The organism is Paracoccus sp. 08 (assembly GCF_024105395.1).
Taxonomy (GTDB): domain Bacteria; phylum Pseudomonadota; class Alphaproteobacteria; order Rhodobacterales; family Rhodobacteraceae; genus Paracoccus; species Paracoccus marcusii.
In genome coordinates this window covers 66,386-82,828 of record NZ_WEKR01000002.1, presented here as the reverse complement: position 1 = coordinate 82,828, position 16,443 = coordinate 66,386, and the positions used below count along the sequence as shown (strand labels likewise).

The window sequence follows — 16,443 nt, the reverse complement described above, 5'->3', positions numbered from 1 at the left end:
GGAGGACATCCCCATGTTCGCCTGGTTCGAACGACGCATCGACCCCTATCCCGACCAGACCCCGACCATGCCCCCGTCGGGTCTGTGGCGGTTCGTGCTGCATTACAGCCGCGGCACGCTGCCCTGGCTGGTGCTGCTGGCCGTGGGATCGGGCCTGATCGCGCTGATCGAGGTGGCGCTGTTCGGCTGGCTGGGGCAGCTGATCGACCAGCTGGCCGACACCCCGCGAGAGGTCTTCTGGGACCGTCATGGCGGCAGCATCGCGCTGATGGCGCTGGTGCTGCTGGTGGTGATGCCGGCGCTGAACGTGGTGACATCGCTGGTCCTGCACCAGTCGCTGATGGGCAATTTCCCGCAGCGCATCCGCTGGCAGGCGCATCGCTGGCTGCTGCGCCAGTCGGTCGGCTACTTCCAGGACGAATTCGCGGGCCGCATCGCGCAGCGCCTGATGCAGACCGCGTTGGCCGTGCGCGAGGTGTCCATGAAGATCATGGACGTGGGCAGCTATGTGCTGATCTATTTCCTGGGCGCGATGGTGCTGGCCGCCAGCCAGGACTGGCGTCTGGCCTTGCCCTTCCTGGTCTGGGCCGCAGCCTACGGCGCGCTGCTGTGGTATGTCGTGCCGCGCCTTGGCCGCGTGGCGCAGGAGCAGGCCGATGCCCGCAGCGCGATGACCGGACGCATCGTCGACAGCTATACCAACATCGCGACGGTCAAGCTGTTCTCTCATTCCGACCGGGAGGAGGCGTGGATGCATCAGGGCATGGACCGGTTTTTGGGCACCGTCCACGCGCAGATGCGCCTGTCCAGCATGCAGGACATGGTGCTGAACCTGCTGAACGTCTGGCTGGTCGCGGCGGTGGCCGGGCTGGGGCTGTGGCTGTGGACGCAGGGGCTGATCGCGGTCGGGGCGGTCGCCATCGCGGTGCCGCTGGCGCTGCGGCTGAACAACATGTCGCACTGGATCATGTGGGAATTCGCCGCCCTGTTCGAGAATATCGGCACCGTTCGAGACGGCATCACCAGCCTGTCCCTGCCACGAGAGGTGCGCGACGCGCCGGGGGCGCAGCCCCTGCTGCCCGGTCCTGCGGCGGTGCGGTTCGACAACGTCACCTTCCGCTATGGCGGTGCTGCGGGGGCGCAGCCGATGGCGGTGCTGGACGACCTGACGCTGCATCTGCAGCCCGGTGAACGGGTGGGCTTGGTGGGCCGGTCGGGCGCGGGAAAATCGACGCTGATCAACCTACTGCTGCGCTTTCACGACATCGACGCGGGGCGCATCACCATCGACGGCCAGGACATCGCGCAGGTGACCCAGGACAGCCTGCGCGCGGCCATCGGCGTGGTCACGCAGGACAGTTCGCTGCTGCACCGGTCGGTGCGCGAGAACATCGCCTATGGCCGCCCCGACGCGACCCCGGATCAGATCGACCACGCCCTGCGCATGGCCGAGGCGGACGGGTTCGTCCCGTCCCTGTCCGACAGCCAGGGCCGGCATGGGCTTGATGCGCATGTGGGCGAACGCGGCGTCAAGCTGTCGGGCGGCCAGCGCCAGCGCATCGCCATCGCGCGGGTCGCGCTGAAGAACGCGCCGATCCTGATCCTGGACGAGGCCACAAGCGCCCTGGACAGCGAGGTCGAGGCTGCGATCCAGTCCCGGCTGGAAGCATTGATGCAGGGCAAGACGGTCATTGCCATCGCGCATCGCCTCTCCACCATCGCCGCGATGGACCGGCTGGTGGTCATGGACCAGGGCCGGATCGTCGAACAGGGCAGCCATGCCGAACTGCTGGAACGCGACGGTCTGTACGCCCGGCTGTGGCATCGCCAGTCCGGCGGTTTCCTGGCCGCGGACTGAGGGCAGGACGTGAAAAAGGCCCCGGCGCGATGCCGGGGCCTTCCTCGTTTCGTGGGTGCGCTTACTGCGCCAGCAGGTCGGTGATCCGGCGGACCGAGGCGCGACGGTTGTCGCGGATGTCGCCCTCGGCACGGACGCGCAGGAACTGCTCTCCATAGCCTTGGGTCACCAGGTTCTCCGGCGGCACGTCAAAGTACTCGGTCAGTGCCAGCGCCACCGATTCCGCACGACGGTCCGACAGCGCCAAGTTGGCGGCGTCCGACCCGACCGTGTCGGTATGACCCTCGATCATGAAGATCTCCTGCGGGTTCTGGGCGATCTGGTCCTGGATCGCACGACCCAGACCCTGCAACTGCTGCGCCTGATCAGACCGGATCGCGGCAGAGCCGGTATCGAAGGTGATCGCGTCAATGTTGACCGGCGCCACCAGCGCCCGCACCTCGGGGATGTTGCGGATCTGGGACAGCGTAAAGCGGCGGTCGACATTCGCCTCGCGCAGCAGAGCCTCGCGCAGCTGATCCTCGTTCAGGGGCGCATTGCCGGTCTGGACGGGAGCGGGGGCGGGCAGGGCGCCGATATCGACGGGCTGCACATCAGCGGTGTCGTCGATCAGCTGCGTGGTCGTGCCGTCGGCGCTGACCAAGGTGCGGCGCAGAACTTGCAGGTTCGCGTCACGGATGGTCACCACGCGGCTGCCGTCCTGGCGCGTCACGATGGTACGCGACGAACCGTCGTCGAAGTTCTCGGTCTGCACGGTCGAGCCGGGCTGGCGCAGCAGGGCGACCTCGTCCTTGATGACCTCTTGGCTGCCATCGGCGCGGGTGACGACGACGCGGTCCGGGGCGGACAGCGCAACCTGGCGGTTGTTGTTCAGGTAGGACCCGACCGCCACGGCGCCCAGACCCAGCAGCAGCGCGTTGCGCAGGCGGTTGTCGTCGTCCTCCTCCTCGGCCTGCGGTGCAGGCTGAGCGGTGGCGCCCGCCAGCGCGTCGCGCAGGCTGGTGGTAAAGTCCTCGGACGACGACCGGGCGTTTTCCTCGGTCACCTGCTGCTCGGTGATCTCGCCCGATCCATCGGCTGCGTCCAGCGCCGCCGCGGTGGCCGGTGCGGTCGCCTGAGCGGCCTCGCGCGATGCCTCGGTCTCGACGGTGTCCTCTTCGGCGGCGCGACGGATCATCTCTCCGTTCTGGCCGACGCGGTACATCTGCGCCTCGGTTGGGGCCAAGCGCAACTCGCCTGCCTCGTTGGTCTCGACGACGACGCCGTTCGGGGTCATCGCACGACCGCCATCCGCACAGGGGAACGCGCTGCCGTCCAGACAGGTCAGCGCCGAGGTGTCTAGGCCCCCCTGAACTTCCTGCGTCAGCACTCCGGCCAGACCCGGCAGGGCGCCAGCGCGTTCGACCTGCGTCGCACCGGTCGCCAGGGTCAGGCCACCCTGAGCCGCAGGCGCTGCGGGTTCCGCAGGTGCATCGGCTGTCGCGGCCGGATCGGCTGCGGGCTGTTCGCCCTGCTCCTGCGCGCGCAACTGCTCGGTCAGGGCGTCGAGGTCGCTTCCGACGGGTTCTTCAGCGGCATCCGCAGGCTGCTGATCGTTTTGCGCGGCAGGACGTGCGTTCGGACGAGCCTCTGCCGGAGCGTCGGCGGCAGGAGGCGCCTCGCGCTGCGGGTTGGCGCGCGGCGCGGCATCGCCGGCGGCCGGGGCCTCTGCGGCGGGCTCGGCGGCGCGGKTCGGATTCGGCGCGGGTGCGGCCTCGGGCTGCGGTGCAGGACGGGCCTCGGGCGCTTGGTCCGGCATCGCATCAGGTGCGGGCGGCGGCGGGGTGCCATCCGGTGCGGGCTGCGGTGCAGGTTCGGCTGCGGGGGCCGGCTGGGCCTCGGCTTCGGGCGCTGCTGCCTCGGGTGCCGCCGGGGGCGCGGGCTCTGCGGCGGGCGCCGGCTCGGCAGCCGGGGCGGCCTCTGCCGCAGGCGCGGGAGCAGGTTCTGCCGCGGGGGCAGGCTCCGCCTCTGCCGCGGGAGCTGCTTCTGGCGCCTCGGCAGGGGCCTCAGCAGGCTGCTCCGCCGGGGCTTCGGCCGGTACTTCCTCGGGGGCAGGGGGCGCCTCGGCCGGGGCTTCCGGCGCGGGCTCCTCGACCGGCGCAGGCTCGGGCGCAGGCTCTTCCGCAGGCGCTGGTTCCGCCGGCGGCGGGTTCTGGGCCTGGTTCAGGTCGGCACCGTCCTGCGGTCCCTCCTCGCCGGAGGCTGCGGGCGGGGGCGGGACCTGACCTTCGGGCGCGGCCTGCGCCAGGATCAGGTTCTGGGGGGCCGCCTGATCGGGGGCCGGCATCGCGGTCTGTGCCATCGCAAGATGCGGCGCCATCAGCGACAGGCAGGCCGCGATGGCGGTTGTGTTATGGATAATCCGGCGCATGAGACGCTCCTTGTGGAAAATCGAATGACTGTCTTTGGTGCTTTAACAAGCACTTGCGCCAAGGGTTCCCAAACTTGCCGTGACCATCGCGTGATGGGCGGCGGTGCGCCATGCAAAAGGCCGCGCCGAAACGGCGCGGCCCATGGGCGGTTCGATAGAAACGACGTCAGACGCCGTCGCCGACAAAGGCCTTTTCGACGACGAATTCGCGCGGCTCGGAATTCGCGCCTTCGTTCAGGCCGAACCCTTCCAGGACCGCCTTGACGTCGACGTTGAACGCCAAGCTGCCGCAGATCATCGCGCGATCCTGTGCCGGATCGATGGGCGGCAGGCCCAGATCCGACAGCACCTTGCCCGAGGTCAGGTTGTCGGTGATGCGCCCCATGAACGGCGAGGGCTCTCGCGTCGTCGTTGGATAGTATTTCAGCCGCTGGGCGAAATCGTCGCCATAGATCTCGGTCAGCAGCGGGTCGTGGCGCAGGTTGTTCACCAGCTCGGCGCCATAGACCAGCTCCTCACCGGTGCGGCAGGTATGCATCATGATGACCTGCTCGAACCGCTCATAGGTCTCGGGGTCACGCATCAGGCTGGCAAAGGGCGCGAACCCCGTGCCGGTGGCCAGGAACCACAGCCGCTTTCCGGGCAGCAGCGCGTCCAGGACCAGCGTGCCCACGGGTTTCGGACGCAGGATGATCTGGTCGCCCGGCTTGATGTGCTGCAGCTTGGAGGTCAGCGGCCCGTCGGGAACGATGATGGAATAGAATTCCAGCTCGTCGTCCCAGTTGGGCGAGGCGATGGAATATGCCCGCAGCAGCGGCTTGCCGTTGTCGCCCGGCAGGCCGATCATCACGAATTCACCCGACCGGAAGCGCAGCGAGGCAGGCCGCGTCACCCGGAACGAAAACAGGCTGTCGGTCCATTTCGTGACCGAGGTCACGGTCTGGGCATCGGGAACGGTAATCTTGGCGGCCTCGGTCACGGGCAGATCCAGCGTCATTGTTGCAATCCTTGTCGTCTAATCGAAGGGGCGCGCGGGTGAAAGGGTCAGCCGGCCAGCTGCGCCCGATGGTCCCAGGCCTTCCAGTCGGCGCGGGCCAGCCATTGGTCCTGCGGCTGCCGGGCGGCGATGTCGGCGGCGACCTCGACCTCGTCGAAGCCCACGCGGCGCGCCATGGCGTATTGATCGGCGATCAGCCGCCCCGTCGCGCGCAGGCGACCGGTATAGCCCAGCTCGCGCAAGCGTCGGGCCAGCGTGAAACCGCGCCCGTCGCTGAAGGACGGAAAGGCGATCCCGATCAGCGGCTGATCCAGATGGTCGGCCAGGGTCGCGGGGGCGGTGTCGGGGGCCAGCACCACGGCGGGCTGGTCGGTCACCGGATGAAACCCGTCATCACGGGCCAGGACGGGTTCGCTGTTCAACTGCTCGCTCATGCCGAGACCTTTCCGCGGACCATGCGCCCGCCGATGAAATGGATGCCGCATTCGGATTTCTCCTGGCCGCGCCAGCGCCCGGAACGGGGGTCCTCGCCCGGCTTGACCGGAGAGGTGCAGGGCGCGCAGCCGATCGAGGGATAGCCCTTGGCCACCAGCGGATGCCGGGGCAGGCGGTTCTCGACCATGTAGTCCTGCACGTCTTCGGGGCGCCAATGCGCCAAGGGGTTCACGCGCAGGCGCGACGGGGGTTCGGGCTCGAAGAACTCCAGCGCGGCGCGCTGGCCGTTCTGGAACCGCTTGCGGCCCGTGATCCACGCGTCATAGCCCGACAGCACACGTTCCAGCGGCACCGTCTTGCGGAAATCGCAGCAGGCGTCGGGGTTTACCTTGTGCAGCGTTCCCTCCGGGTCATGGGCGGCGATCTCCGCCTCGCTGGCGGTGATGACCTGCACGTTGGTTAGCGAAAGCCGCTCCGCGACCTCCTGCTGATAGGCCAGGGTCTCGGGGAACAGCATCTGCGTGTCGATGAACAGCACCGGCAGGCCCGGTGCGACCCGGCTGACCATGTGCAGCAGCACGACCGATTCAGCGCCGAAAGACGACACCAGCGCCACCTGCCCCAGATCGGGGTCGGTGACCGCGCGGCGCAGCACCTCGATGGCAGCATGGTGGCGATAGCGGTCGTTCAGCCGCCCCGCGCGTGTGTCCAGGTTCCCGTCAAGCATCGGCGGCCACGGGATAGAGCGCGGCCTTGAACGGGGCCTGACCCAGACGGCGATAGGCGTCGATAAAGCGTTCGGACGCGTCCTCGCGGACCTCCAGATAGGCGCGCAGCAGCCGGTCGATGGCCGGGACGACCTGTTCGGCGGGGAAGCCCGCGCCCGCGCGTTCGCCGATGGCCGGGATGTCATAGGCATCGCCGCCAAGCGTGATCTGATAGTTTTCCACGCCCGCACGATCCAGCCCCAGGATGCCGATATGGCCCAGGTGGTGATGCCCGCAGGCGTTGATGCAGCCCGAGATGCGGATGTTCAGGTTGCCGATCTCCTCCTCCAGCCCGACGGAGCGGAAATGGTCGGCGATCTCCTCGGCGATGGGGATGGAACGCGCGGTGGCCAGCGCGCAGTAATCCATGCCGGGGCAGGCGATGATGTCGCTGGTCAGCCCGGCATTCGCGGTGGCCAGACCGGCTGCGCGCAGCTCGGTGTACAGCGCCGGCAAGTCCGACTTGTGCACATGCGGCAGGGCCACGTTCTGGTCGTGCATCACGCGCAGGTCGTTGTGACCGAACCGTTCGGCCAGATCGGCCAGCAGGCGCATCTGGTCGGCGCTGGCGTCGCCCGGCGTCTGGCCCGGCGCCTTGAAGGTCACGACGACGCTGGCATAGCCCTCGACCCGGTGCTGATGCAGGTTCGTATCAGACCAGCTGCGGAAGGCCGGGTTCGCCTGCCGCTCGGCCTCATAGCCATCCACGGGCGCATTGCGGAAGGACGGCGCGCGGAAGCGATCCTTGAACACGGCCAGCGCGTCGCGGTCGGCGCCGTGGAAATCGCGGCGGCGGGCGAGGAACTCTTCCTCGATCTCGGCGCGCATGACGTCCAGGCCGCGCTCCAGCACGGTGATCTTGATGCGGGCCTTGTACTTGTTGTCGCGGCGCCCGGCCAAGTTGTAGGTCGCGATGATCGCCTCGACGTAAGGCAGCAGGTCCTCCTCGGGCAGGAAGTCGCGGACGACCTGACCCAGCAGGGGCGTGCGGCCCAGACCGCCGCCGATCCAGACCTCGAAGCCGGTCTTGCCGTTAAGTTCGGTCAGGCGCAGGCCGATGTCATGGGCGGCGATCACCGCGCGGTCCTTCTTGCCGCCGGAAATGGCGATCTTGAACTTGCGCGGCAGGAACTGGAATTCGGCGTGATCGGTCGACCAGCTGCGCAGCAGCTCCGCATAGGGGCGCGGATCGGCAGCCTCGTCAAAGGCCGCGCCGGCGAAGGCGTCGGTGGTCACGTTGCGGATGGTGTTGCCGCTGGTCTGGATGGCGTGCATGCCGACATCGGCCAGCGCATCCAGCATGTCCGGGATGTCCACCAGCTTGGGCCAGTTGAACTGGATGTTCTGGCGGGTGGTCCAGTGGCCGTAACCCTTGTCCCACTTCTCGGCCAGCAGGGCCAGGGTGCGCATCTGGTCCGGGCTGATCGTGCCATAGGGGATCGCCACGCGCAGCATGTAGGCATGCAGCTGCAGATAGACGCCGTTCATCAGGCGCAGCGGCTTGAACTCGTCCTCGGTCAGGCTGCCGTCCAGACGGCGGGCGACCTGGGCGCGGAATTCGGCCGCGCGCTGGCGGACATAATCGGTCTCGACGGGGCGGATATCAAACATGGGCGGTTTCCGTCTTCTGGGCGTCGGCTTGCCGATCGGCCTGGATGCCGTGGAAATAGTTGGACGGTCCGCGCTGGCGGAAGGCCTCGCGGAAATGGACAGGCTCGGGTCCGTCGGGACCGCGCCTGGCCTCGACCAGGTAGGGACCGACGACGATCTCGGATTGCGCCACGGCCTGCAGCAGGTCCAGGTCGGCGATGGCCTCGTCGTCATAGACGGTCGCCTGGCGCGGATCGCGGGTCCAGCCGTCGGCGCACATCCACACATTGTGGCCTTCGCGAAGGTCATTCGCGGTGATGACGCCGGGGCGTGCGGCCGACAGGGGGAAGGATTTGCTCATGACTGGACCTCGCGGTTTTGCTGACCTCTATATAGAATTTCGTTCTGGATTCTGCACAGTGGTCGCGGCAAATAAGGACGATCGACCAAGGAGCGCGCAATGCCGGAACCGATTTCCCCCGATGCGGGCGCAGGCCAAACGCCTGTCCGCCTGGACGAGGTGGACCGCAAGATCCTGTCCCTGCTGCAGCAGGATGCCAGCCTGTCGCTGGACCAGATCGCCGACCGGGTGGGGGCCTCCAAGACCCCGGTGTGGAACCGAATCCGCAAACTGCGCGAGGCGGGGGTGATCCGCCGTCAGGTCGCCATCCTGGACCCCGAGGCGCTGGGGCTGGAGGCCTGCTTTTTCGTGCTGATCCGCACCAGCGAACATGACCGCGACTGGGCCGCGCGCTTTCTGCGCGCGCTGCGCGAGCGGCCCGAAGTGGTCGAGGCGCACCGTCTGGCGGGCGACATCGACTATATCCTCAAGGTTCAGGTCAGGAACGCCCGCGCCTATGACCGATTTTACCAATCGCTGATCGGTGAGGTGAAGATCCACAACGTCACGGCCCTGCTGTCGATGGAGGAGATCAAGGCGACCAGCGCCCTGCCCATCCCGGACGGCGAGCGCTGAGATGGGTTGGGTGATCTGGCATAAGCCGACCTGCTCCACCTCGCGCTGGGTTCTGGCCGCGCTGCGCGAGGCGGGGATCGCACCCAAGGTGCGCGACTACATCGCCGCGCCGCCGTCCGAGGATGCGTTGCGCGATGCGCTGTCGCGTCTGGGCATCGGGGCGCGGGGGTTGCTGCGGCGCAAGGGAACGCCATTCGCGGAACTGGGGCTGGGTGATCCCGGCCTGTCCGATGATGCGCTGGTCGCGGCGATGGCGGCCCATCCGATCCTGATCGAACGGCCGGCCGTCTTCGCACCGCATGGCGCCGTGCTGTGCCGGCCGAAGGAGCGGGTCAGTGAGCTGATCGTCCGCAATCACGCAGGTGGTCCGCCGTGATCCGGTGGGGGTGCGGGGTGCGAACCGACAGATGACGCCCAGACTGCGGCGACATCGGCAGATGCCTTACGGATCGATCGGATCGAACGCCCCGACAGAGATGCCCAGCAGCAGCCAACGCCGCCCCTCCAGCCCCAGGACCAGATCGAAGCTGACATGACGCGGCTGCAGCGGGACGAAGCCGGTCAGGCGCAGCTCCTGCCCGGTATCGGACAGCGCGCTGTCCAGGATGACCGGGTCGACGACCATCGCCTGCAGCAGGTCCAGCCGTTCCTCGCGCAGCGGCGTGAACAGGCCCGCCAGGCGCGTCGGATCGTTGGCCAGTGCGAATTCGGGGGCGGCGATGTCGCGCAGCACCGTATAGTTGCCCGTCCAGTTGCCGTGGTTCACCGCCGCCAGCACGTCGCGGATCAGGGCGGTGGCATAGCTGGGTTCGACCAGGGGGGCCTCGGCCCGGGGTTCGGGCTGCGGCTCGGCGGGGGCGTCCTGCGCATGGGCGCTGGCACCGACCAGCGCCAGCGCCATCGCGATGGCCAGGGACAGCGCATGCGCCGTCCCCGTCCGTGTTGCGGCGTGGCCTACCACGCGTAGGTCACGCCGATGCGGCCGCCGACCTGGTTGCGGTCGAAGCCATAGGTGATGCCCGCGTCGAACTGGGTGTTCGCATCGAAGCGGTAGCCCATCGACGCGGCCAGTGCCTGCGATCCCTCGAAGCTGCCGATGCTGGTCGACACGGCATAGGTCTTGTCCTCGGGGACATAGGGGGTGTTCAACGCCATCGCCATCGCAATGCCCTCCTTGTTGTCCTCGACCTGCTGGCCCAGAGAGCGCACGCGGCCGTTCAGCGACGACATGCTCTCGCCGATCGACCGGTCGACCGCCAGGTTGCCCTGCGCGTCCGAGGTCACGACGCCGATGGGGGTGCCCTGCGCCGCCGTGCTGGCATCCGACGCGATGCCCGCCGCGCGATAGGTGTTGGCGCCGTTGCCCAGCACGAACTCGTTCGCGCGGGTCGCGGTCGCGCCATCACCGATGGCGACCGAGTTGTCGGCCGCGGCGACCGCCTGGTTTCCAAGCGCGATCGAGCCGGAACCCATGGCCATCGCGGCCTCGCCAATGGCGGTCGAGCGCACGCCGCTGGCCGCTGCCAGGTGGCCGAAGGCATGGGCGCGTTCGGCAGTGGCCTGCGCCTGCCAGCCGAAGGCGGTGGCGGCGGTGCCGTTCGCGACCGATTCACCGCCGACCGCGGTGGTCGAGGTTCCGTTTGCGACCGAGGTATCGCCGATGGCCAGCGCGTCCGTACCGTTGGCGATGGATTCGTTGCCGATGGCGGTCGAGAAATCCGACTGGGCGTCGGCATTCTCGCCCACGGCCAGCGAGCGGACACCCTGCGCGGTGGCCAGGTGGCCGATGGCCTGGGCGCGTTCCGCGGTCGCCATGGACTGCCAGCCGATGGCGCTGGCGCCCGGCCCGGTCGCGACCGATTCGCCACCGATGGCGGTGGTCGAGTTGCCGTTCGCTGCCGCCGTGTCGCCCACGGCCAGCGCATCGACGCCATTGGCGATGGATTCGTTGCCGATGGCGGTGGACAGGTCGGTCTGGGCGTCGGCATTCTCGCCGATGGCCATCGACCGGACGCCCTGTGCGGTGGCCAGGTGGCCGAAGGCCTGGGCGCGTTCGGCGGTGGCCTGGGCCTGCCAGCCAATGGCGCTGGCGCCGGGGCCGGTCGCGACCGATTCGCCACCGATGGCGGTGGTCGAGTTGCCGTTCGCCGCCGCGGTGTCGCCCACGGCCAGCGCGTCGACGCCGTTGGCGACGGATTCGTTGCCGATGGCGGTGGACAGGTCGGTCTGTGCGTCGGCGTTCTCGCCCACGGCCAGGGACCGGACGCCTTGGGCGGTGGCCAGGTGGCCGATAGCCTGCGCGCGTTCGGCGGTGGCCTGGGCCTGCCAGCCGATGGCGCTGGCGCCGGGACCGGTCGCGACCGATTCGCCGCCGACCGCGGTGGTCGAGGGGCCGGTGGCGGTCGCCTCTCCGCCGATGGCCACGCCGTCCACGGCGGTCGCATCGGTAGAGGCGTTGTCGCCGATGGCGACCGACAGCGGGCCCTCGGCGATCGCGGTCGGGCCGCAGGCCAGCGATCCGGCGCCGCCTGCGCCCTGCTGGCATTCCTGTGCGGCAGCCGTGCCGACGGCGCCGATCATCGCGACGGCGGCAGCACCGCCGAGCACCATGGCGCGGGTACGGGTCAGGTGGGTCATGGGATTCTCCTCATCCGTTGGACAGGGCCTTTTGCGGGCCTCTGACCGGGGGACGCGGGAAGCCGCCGACCGGATGCAGGATTTGTCGAATTAATTCCCGTGCGGCCTCAGTCGTCCACGACGTTGAGGATCTTGGGCAGCGCGGGGCAGGGCAGCAGCTGGTTCTTCGCCACGTCGGCCAGCGTGTGATTGTGCAGGAAGACATAGACATGCGCGGACAGGCTTTCCCACAGCCGGTTCGACAGGGTCTGTGCCCGCGACCCGGAAATGCCGCCCGACGCGCCCGCGCCGATATGCATGGCGCTGACGGTCTCGTCCACGGCCTCCAGGATCTCGGCCACGCGGATCGTCTCGGGGGTGCGGGCCAGGCGGTATCCGCCGCCCGGACCGCGCACGGATGCCACCAGCCCCGCCCGGCGCAGGCGCACGAACAGCTGTTCCAGATAGGGCAGCGAGATGTCCTGGCGTTTCGAGATTTCGGCCAGCGAGGTCAGGTCGCCCCCCTTGGCGATGGCCAGGTCGGTCAGCGCGATGATCGCGTAGCGTCCCTTGGTGGACAGTTTCATGGCGCGTCTTCCCCCCGATGGTCCCTGCCGGGCCTGCCTTTGCATTGACGCGCGCCGTCGTCGCGCGCTATGCCCGGCCCAGCATGTTTCTTGCCAAACCTGTGCCGGCTGCCCAGATATCCCGTCTAGAAGCCATGCGCGCACGCGTCAAGAAACCCGACAGGACCTGTGAAGGACAACCATGCCCGAGCTGATTTTTCCCGGCCCCGAAGGCCGTCTCGAAGGCCGTTACCACCCTCAGCCCGGCAAGCCAGACGCCCCCATCGCCATCGTGCTGCATCCGCACCCGCAATATGGCGGGACGATGAACAACCGCGTCGTCTACAACCTGCACTATGCGTTCCACCGCATGGGGTTCACGGTGATGCGGTTCAACTTCCGCGGCGTGGGCCGCAGCCAGGGCGAATTCGACCAGGGCATCGGAGAGCTGTCCGATGCCGCCTCGGCGCTGGATTACCTGCAGGCGATGAACCCCAACTCCAAGCATTGCTGGGTCGCGGGATTCAGCTTCGGTGCGTGGATCGGCATGCAGCTGCTGATGCGCCGCCCCGAGATCACCGGCTTCATCAGCGTGGCGCCGCCCGCGAACATGTACGATTTCAGCTTCCTGGCGCCGTGCCCGTCGTCGGGCCTGATCGTGAACGGCACCGCCGACCGCGTTGCTCCGCCCAAGGACACCGCCACCCTGGTGGGCAAGCTGCGCGAGCAGAAGGGCATCACCGTCACCCATGAGGAGATCGAGGGCGCGGACCATTTCTTCCGCGACGACGAGACCCACATGAAGCCGATGATCGACCTGGTGCAGGGTTACGTCAGAAAGCGCCTGACCGAGACATCGCGCTGAGGGCTGCAGCCATGCTGGATGATGCGTTCGCCTTTCTGTGCGAGGCGGACCGGCTGAAGTCGGTCCACCGCGCCAGCGTCCTGATGGACCTGTCGCGCCCCGAGAACAGCGCAGAACACAGCTGGCACGTCGCCCTGTGGGCGATGGTGATGGGCGCCAGCGACCGCGCCATCGCGATGATCCTGATCCACGACCTGGTCGAGATCGACACGGGCGATCAGCCGATTCACCTGGATCATGACGTGGAAGGACTGGCCATCGCCGAGGCCGCGGCAGCGGATCGCATCTTTGGCCTGGCGCCGGACGGGGCGCGGCTGGCCGCCCTCTGGCGCGATTTCGAGGGGCGCGCGGACGCTGCCGCGGTGACCGCCAAGCGCATGGATCACGCACAGCCCATCTTTCAGGTACTGCAGGCGCGCGATCCGATCCCCGACCATGTCCGGATCGTGCGCGACAACCTGTCGGCCGGACGCGCGGCGCGGTTCGAACGCGAATGGCCGCAGGGGTGGCAGGCCGCGCAGGCGCTGCTGTCCGGGCAGGAGGTCGCCCAGGGCGATCTGGCCCGCCGCCTGGCCTTTCTGGCCGAGGCCGACGCGCTGAAGGGCGTCCTGCGCGCAAACCGCCTGCTGGACGGATCGCGTCGCGAGAACGGCGCCGAGCACAGCTGGCATCTGGCGCTGTACGCGCTGGTGCTGGGCGGTCTGGCGGGGCCGGGCGTCGATCCGGGCCGCGTCATCCGCATGCTGCTGATCCACGATCTGGTCGAGATCGACGCGGGCGATGTGCCCCTGCATTCCGCCGGCGGGCAGGCGCMTGGATCGGCGGCGATCCAGGCCGCCGAGGAGGCCGCCGCGCAGCGCCTGTTCGGCCTGCTGCCCGACCCGCAAGGACAGCAGATGCTGGCCCTCTGGCAGGAGTTCGAGGCGGCGGCCAGCCCCGATGCCGTCTTCGCCAAGGCGCTGGACCGCTGCCAGCCCGCGGTCCAGAACCTGCGGTCGGGCGGCGCGGGCTGGATCGAATACGACGTGACCCTGGCGCAGGTGGAAAGCCGCGTGGGCCCGTGGGTCGAACGCGGCTGCGCGCCGCTGTGGCAGTGGCTGCACCACGGTCTGCGCGCCCATTTCGCAGGCAGCTGATCACCGGACGGGTGTCTTGCATACCATCGCATACCGTCTTTCAATCGGACCCTTTTGCGGCTAGAAGCGGCGCGACCGTATCCACCGCACAAGGGGCAGTTCATGTCGAAGATCAAGGTTGCCAATCCCGTCGTCGAGCTGGACGGGGACGAGATGACGCGGATCATCTGGGACTTCATCAAGCAAAAGCTGATCCTGCCCTATCTGGACATCGACCTGAAATATTACGATCTGGGCATCGAGGAGCGCGACCGCACCAACGACCAGATCACCATCGACGCGGCCGAGGCGATCAAGCGCCACGGGGTCGGCGTGAAATGCGCGACCATCACCCCCGACGAGGCGCGGGTCGAGGAATTCGGCCTGAAGAAGATGTGGCGCAGCCCCAATGGCACGATCCGCAACATCCTGGGCGGCGTGATCTTCCGCGAACCGATCATCTGCAAGAACGTGCCGCGGCTGGTGCCGGGCTGGACGCAGCCGATCATCGTTGGCCGCCACGCCTTCGGCGACCAGTACAAGGCCACCGATTTCCGTTTTCCGGGCAAGGGCAAGCTGACGATCAAGTTCGTCGGCGAGGACGGCGAGACGATCGAGTACGAGGTCTATGACGCCCCCGCCGCAGGCGTCGCGATGGCCATGTACAATCTGGATGATTCGATCCGCGATTTCGCCCGCGCCTCGCTGAACTATGGCCTGGCGCGCGGCTATCCGGTCTACCTCTCGACCAAGAACACGATCCTCAAGGCCTATGACGGCCGCTTCAAGGACCTGTTCCAGGAGGTCTACGAGGCCGAATTCCAGGACCGGTTCAAGAAGGCCGGCATCCATTACGAACACCGCCTGATCGACGACATGGTCGCAAGCGCGATGAAATGGTCGGGCGGCTATGTGTGGGCGTGCAAGAACTATGACGGCGACGTGCAGTCGGACACCGTCGCGCAGGGCTTTGGCAGCCTTGGCCTGATGACCTCGGTCCTGATGACCCCGGACGGCAAGATCGTCGAATCCGAGGCCGCCCATGGCACCGTCACCCGCCACTATCGCGAACACCAGAAGGGCAATGCGACCTCGACCAACTCGATCGCGTCGATCTTTGCCTGGACCGGCGGCCTCAAGCACCGCGCCAAGCTGGACGACAACGCCGCCCTGCTGACCTTTGCGCAGACGCTGGAGAAGGTGACCGTCCAAGCGGTCGAGGACGGCCACATGACCAAGGACCTGGCGCTGCTGGTGGGTCCCGACCAGAAATGGCTGACCACGATGGGCTATCTGGAAAAGGTCGACCAGTACCTGAACAAGGCGCTGAACTGATCACGAAGGCCGGGCAATCGCCCGGCCTTCTGCTTTCCGAGGGCGCAGGATGCATTTCTCCGTTGTTCAAATACCCCCGGGGGGATCGCCGCAAGGCGATGGGGGGCTGGCCCCCCTTTCTTTGGAACCCGGCCTGCGCTAAGGGCAGGGCGTCCCAAGCAGGAGTCCCGCGATGAAAGCCGCCGTCGTCACCTTTCCCGGATCGAATTGCGACCGCGACCTTGCCGTCGCGCTGGAACAGGCGGGGGCCGAGGTGGTGCGCGTCTGGCACAAAGACAGCCAGCTGCCCGACGGGATCGACCTGGTCGGCGTGCCGGGCGGGTTCTCCTATGGCGACTATCTGCGCTGCGGGGCGATCGCCGCGCATTCCCCCATCGCCGACGCGCTGCGGGCCCATGCGGCGCGGGGCGGCTATGTGCTGGGGATCTGCAACGGCTTTCAGGTGCTGACAGAACTGGGCCTGCTGCCCGGCGCGCTGATGCGCAACACCGGGCTGACTTTCCTGTGCAAGCCGTCGGTCCTGACCGTGGGCACCGCGGACAGCGCCTTCACCGGCGGTTACGCCAAGGGCCAGCGGATCTGCATTCCGGTGGCCCATCACGACGGCAACTATCAGATCGGCACCGAAGGCCTGGCGCAGCTGCGCGATCAGGACCGCATCGCCTTCACCTATGCCCCGGCGATCAACGGGTCTGTCGGCGACATCGCGGGCGTGCTGTCGGAAAACCGGCGCGTCCTGGGCATGATGCCGCATCCCGAACGCGCCGCCGACCCGGTCACGGGCGGCACCGACGGGGCGGCGCTGTTCACGGGGCTGGCCACGGCGCTGACGCACGCCTGACTTGAGCCGGACCGTTCTTCGCCATAGATTGCGTCAGCCGATCTTGTGGGACGGGTCCGTGCGTGGTCACTG

Annotated in this window: 16 protein-coding genes; 7 read left to right on the top strand and 9 right to left on the bottom strand. The window is 68.1% G+C overall.

Features of this window, described 5'->3' with window-relative positions:
- Positions 1–13: 13 nt before the first annotated feature.
- On the top strand, positions 14–1,858 hold the full coding sequence (locus GBO37_RS00850; protein WP_252926544.1) for an ABC transporter ATP-binding protein: 1,845 nt from the start codon (positions 14–16) through the stop codon (positions 1,856–1,858).
- 61 nt (positions 1,859–1,919) lie between these two features.
- Here GBO37_RS00850 and GBO37_RS00845 read toward each other — a convergent pair whose 3' ends face one another.
- The 6 genes from GBO37_RS00845 to GBO37_RS00820 all read right to left on the bottom strand — a co-directional run bounded on the left by GBO37_RS00845 (position 1,920) and on the right by GBO37_RS00820 (position 8,418).
- Complete coding sequence (locus GBO37_RS00845) at positions 1,920–4,268, bottom strand: OmpA family protein (protein WP_252926542.1); 2,349 nt, start codon at positions 4,266–4,268, stop codon at positions 1,920–1,922.
- A 166-nt stretch (positions 4,269–4,434) separates the two neighbouring features.
- Positions 4,435–5,265 (bottom strand): ferredoxin--NADP reductase, encoded by an 831-nt coding sequence (locus tag GBO37_RS00840; protein ID WP_045981424.1) that lies wholly within the window; start codon positions 5,263–5,265, stop codon positions 4,435–4,437.
- A 47-nt stretch (positions 5,266–5,312) separates the two neighbouring features.
- Positions 5,313–5,699: a DUF934 domain-containing protein gene (locus GBO37_RS00835; protein ID WP_045981425.1), complete on the bottom strand. Its 387-nt coding sequence runs from the start codon at positions 5,697–5,699 to the stop codon at positions 5,313–5,315.
- A complete protein-coding gene (locus tag GBO37_RS00830; protein WP_252926540.1) occupies positions 5,696–6,427 on the bottom strand; it encodes a phosphoadenylyl-sulfate reductase in 732 nt (243 codons plus the stop codon). Before GBO37_RS00830 ends, GBO37_RS00835 begins: the two co-directional genes overlap by 4 nt.
- Positions 6,420–8,078, bottom strand: a complete 1,659-nt coding sequence (locus GBO37_RS00825; protein ID WP_252926538.1) for a nitrite/sulfite reductase — start codon at positions 8,076–8,078, stop codon at positions 6,420–6,422. Before GBO37_RS00825 ends, GBO37_RS00830 begins: the two co-directional genes overlap by 8 nt.
- Positions 8,071–8,418 carry a DUF2849 domain-containing protein gene (locus GBO37_RS00820; protein ID WP_045981428.1) on the bottom strand — a complete coding sequence of 116 codons (348 nt, stop codon included), beginning with the start codon at positions 8,416–8,418 and terminating at the stop codon, positions 8,071–8,073. Before GBO37_RS00820 ends, GBO37_RS00825 begins: the two co-directional genes overlap by 8 nt.
- Before the next feature lie 99 nt (positions 8,419–8,517).
- On the opposite strand from GBO37_RS00820, the gene GBO37_RS00815 reads away from it, so the two are divergent.
- Together GBO37_RS00815 and arsC are read left to right on the top strand one after the other, a co-directional pair.
- The gene (locus GBO37_RS00815) at positions 8,518–9,033 is read left to right on the top strand and encodes an Lrp/AsnC family transcriptional regulator (RefSeq protein ID WP_045981429.1); all 516 of its coding nucleotides are present in this window, start codon (positions 8,518–8,520) and stop codon (positions 9,031–9,033) included.
- Between the two features lie 10 nt (positions 9,034–9,043).
- Complete coding sequence (gene arsC / locus GBO37_RS00810; protein ID WP_252926536.1) at positions 9,044–9,409, top strand: arsenate reductase (glutaredoxin); 366 nt, start codon at positions 9,044–9,046, stop codon at positions 9,407–9,409.
- A gap of 66 nt (positions 9,410–9,475) precedes the next feature.
- Here the strand turns inward: arsC and GBO37_RS00805 are convergent, their stop codons facing one another.
- The 3 genes from GBO37_RS00805 to GBO37_RS00795 form a co-directional block, all read right to left on the bottom strand.
- The gene (locus GBO37_RS00805) at positions 9,476–9,994 is read right to left on the bottom strand and encodes a hypothetical protein (RefSeq protein ID WP_127899126.1); all 519 of its coding nucleotides are present in this window, start codon (positions 9,992–9,994) and stop codon (positions 9,476–9,478) included.
- Positions 9,988–11,670 carry a YadA-like family protein gene (locus GBO37_RS00800; RefSeq protein WP_252926534.1) on the bottom strand — a complete coding sequence of 561 codons (1,683 nt, stop codon included), beginning with the start codon at positions 11,668–11,670 and terminating at the stop codon, positions 9,988–9,990. Before GBO37_RS00800 ends, GBO37_RS00805 begins: the two co-directional genes overlap by 7 nt.
- A 107-nt stretch (positions 11,671–11,777) precedes the next feature.
- On the bottom strand, positions 11,778–12,236 hold the full coding sequence (locus GBO37_RS00795; protein ID WP_045981432.1) for an Rrf2 family transcriptional regulator: 459 nt from the start codon (positions 12,234–12,236) through the stop codon (positions 11,778–11,780).
- Positions 12,237–12,417: 181 nt separating this feature from the next.
- On the opposite strand from GBO37_RS00795, the gene GBO37_RS00790 reads away from it, so the two are divergent.
- The 4 genes from GBO37_RS00790 to purQ all read left to right on the top strand — a co-directional run bounded on the left by GBO37_RS00790 (position 12,418) and on the right by purQ (position 16,371).
- The gene (locus GBO37_RS00790; protein ID WP_045981433.1) at positions 12,418–13,080 is read left to right on the top strand and encodes an alpha/beta hydrolase; all 663 of its coding nucleotides are present in this window, start codon (positions 12,418–12,420) and stop codon (positions 13,078–13,080) included.
- 11 nt (positions 13,081–13,091) lie between these two features.
- Positions 13,092–14,216, top strand: a complete 1,125-nt coding sequence (locus tag GBO37_RS00785) for an HD domain-containing protein (protein ID WP_252926532.1) — start codon at positions 13,092–13,094, stop codon at positions 14,214–14,216.
- Between the two features lie 102 nt (positions 14,217–14,318).
- Positions 14,319–15,530 carry an NADP-dependent isocitrate dehydrogenase gene (locus GBO37_RS00780; protein WP_252926530.1) on the top strand — a complete coding sequence of 404 codons (1,212 nt, stop codon included), beginning with the start codon at positions 14,319–14,321 and terminating at the stop codon, positions 15,528–15,530.
- A gap of 172 nt (positions 15,531–15,702) precedes the next feature.
- On the top strand, positions 15,703–16,371 hold the full coding sequence (gene purQ, locus GBO37_RS00775) for a phosphoribosylformylglycinamidine synthase subunit PurQ (protein WP_045981436.1): 669 nt from the start codon (positions 15,703–15,705) through the stop codon (positions 16,369–16,371).
- The last annotated feature ends 72 nt before the right edge of the window (positions 16,372–16,443 follow it).

Excerpts from the sequence above, each read along its gene's own strand:
- GBO37_RS00825 (WP_252926538.1), bottom strand. The coding sequence starts at position 8,078 with ATGTTTGATATCCGCCCCGTCGAGACCGATTATGTCCGCCAGCGCGCG.
- purQ (WP_045981436.1), top strand. The coding sequence starts at position 15,703 with ATGAAAGCCGCCGTCGTCACCTTTCCCGGATCGAATTGCGACCGCGAC.
- GBO37_RS00840 (WP_045981424.1), bottom strand. The coding sequence starts at position 5,265 with ATGACGCTGGATCTGCCCGTGACCGAGGCCGCCAAGATTACCGTTCCC.
- GBO37_RS00790 (WP_045981433.1), top strand. The coding sequence starts at position 12,418 with ATGCCCGAGCTGATTTTTCCCGGCCCCGAAGGCCGTCTCGAAGGCCGT.
- GBO37_RS00800 (WP_252926534.1), bottom strand. The coding sequence starts at position 11,670 with ATGACCCACCTGACCCGTACCCGCGCCATGGTGCTCGGCGGTGCTGCC.
- GBO37_RS00820 (WP_045981428.1), bottom strand. The coding sequence starts at position 8,418 with ATGAGCAAATCCTTCCCCCTGTCGGCCGCACGCCCCGGCGTCATCACC.
- GBO37_RS00815 (WP_045981429.1), top strand. The coding sequence starts at position 8,518 with ATGCCGGAACCGATTTCCCCCGATGCGGGCGCAGGCCAAACGCCTGTC.
- GBO37_RS00795 (WP_045981432.1), bottom strand. The coding sequence starts at position 12,236 with ATGAAACTGTCCACCAAGGGACGCTACGCGATCATCGCGCTGACCGAC.
- GBO37_RS00780 (WP_252926530.1), top strand. The coding sequence starts at position 14,319 with ATGTCGAAGATCAAGGTTGCCAATCCCGTCGTCGAGCTGGACGGGGAC.
- GBO37_RS00830 (WP_252926540.1), bottom strand. The coding sequence starts at position 6,427 with ATGCTTGACGGGAACCTGGACACACGCGCGGGGCGGCTGAACGACCGC.
- GBO37_RS00835 (WP_045981425.1), bottom strand. The coding sequence starts at position 5,699 with ATGAGCGAGCAGTTGAACAGCGAACCCGTCCTGGCCCGTGATGACGGG.
- GBO37_RS00850 (WP_252926544.1), top strand. The coding sequence starts at position 14 with ATGTTCGCCTGGTTCGAACGACGCATCGACCCCTATCCCGACCAGACC.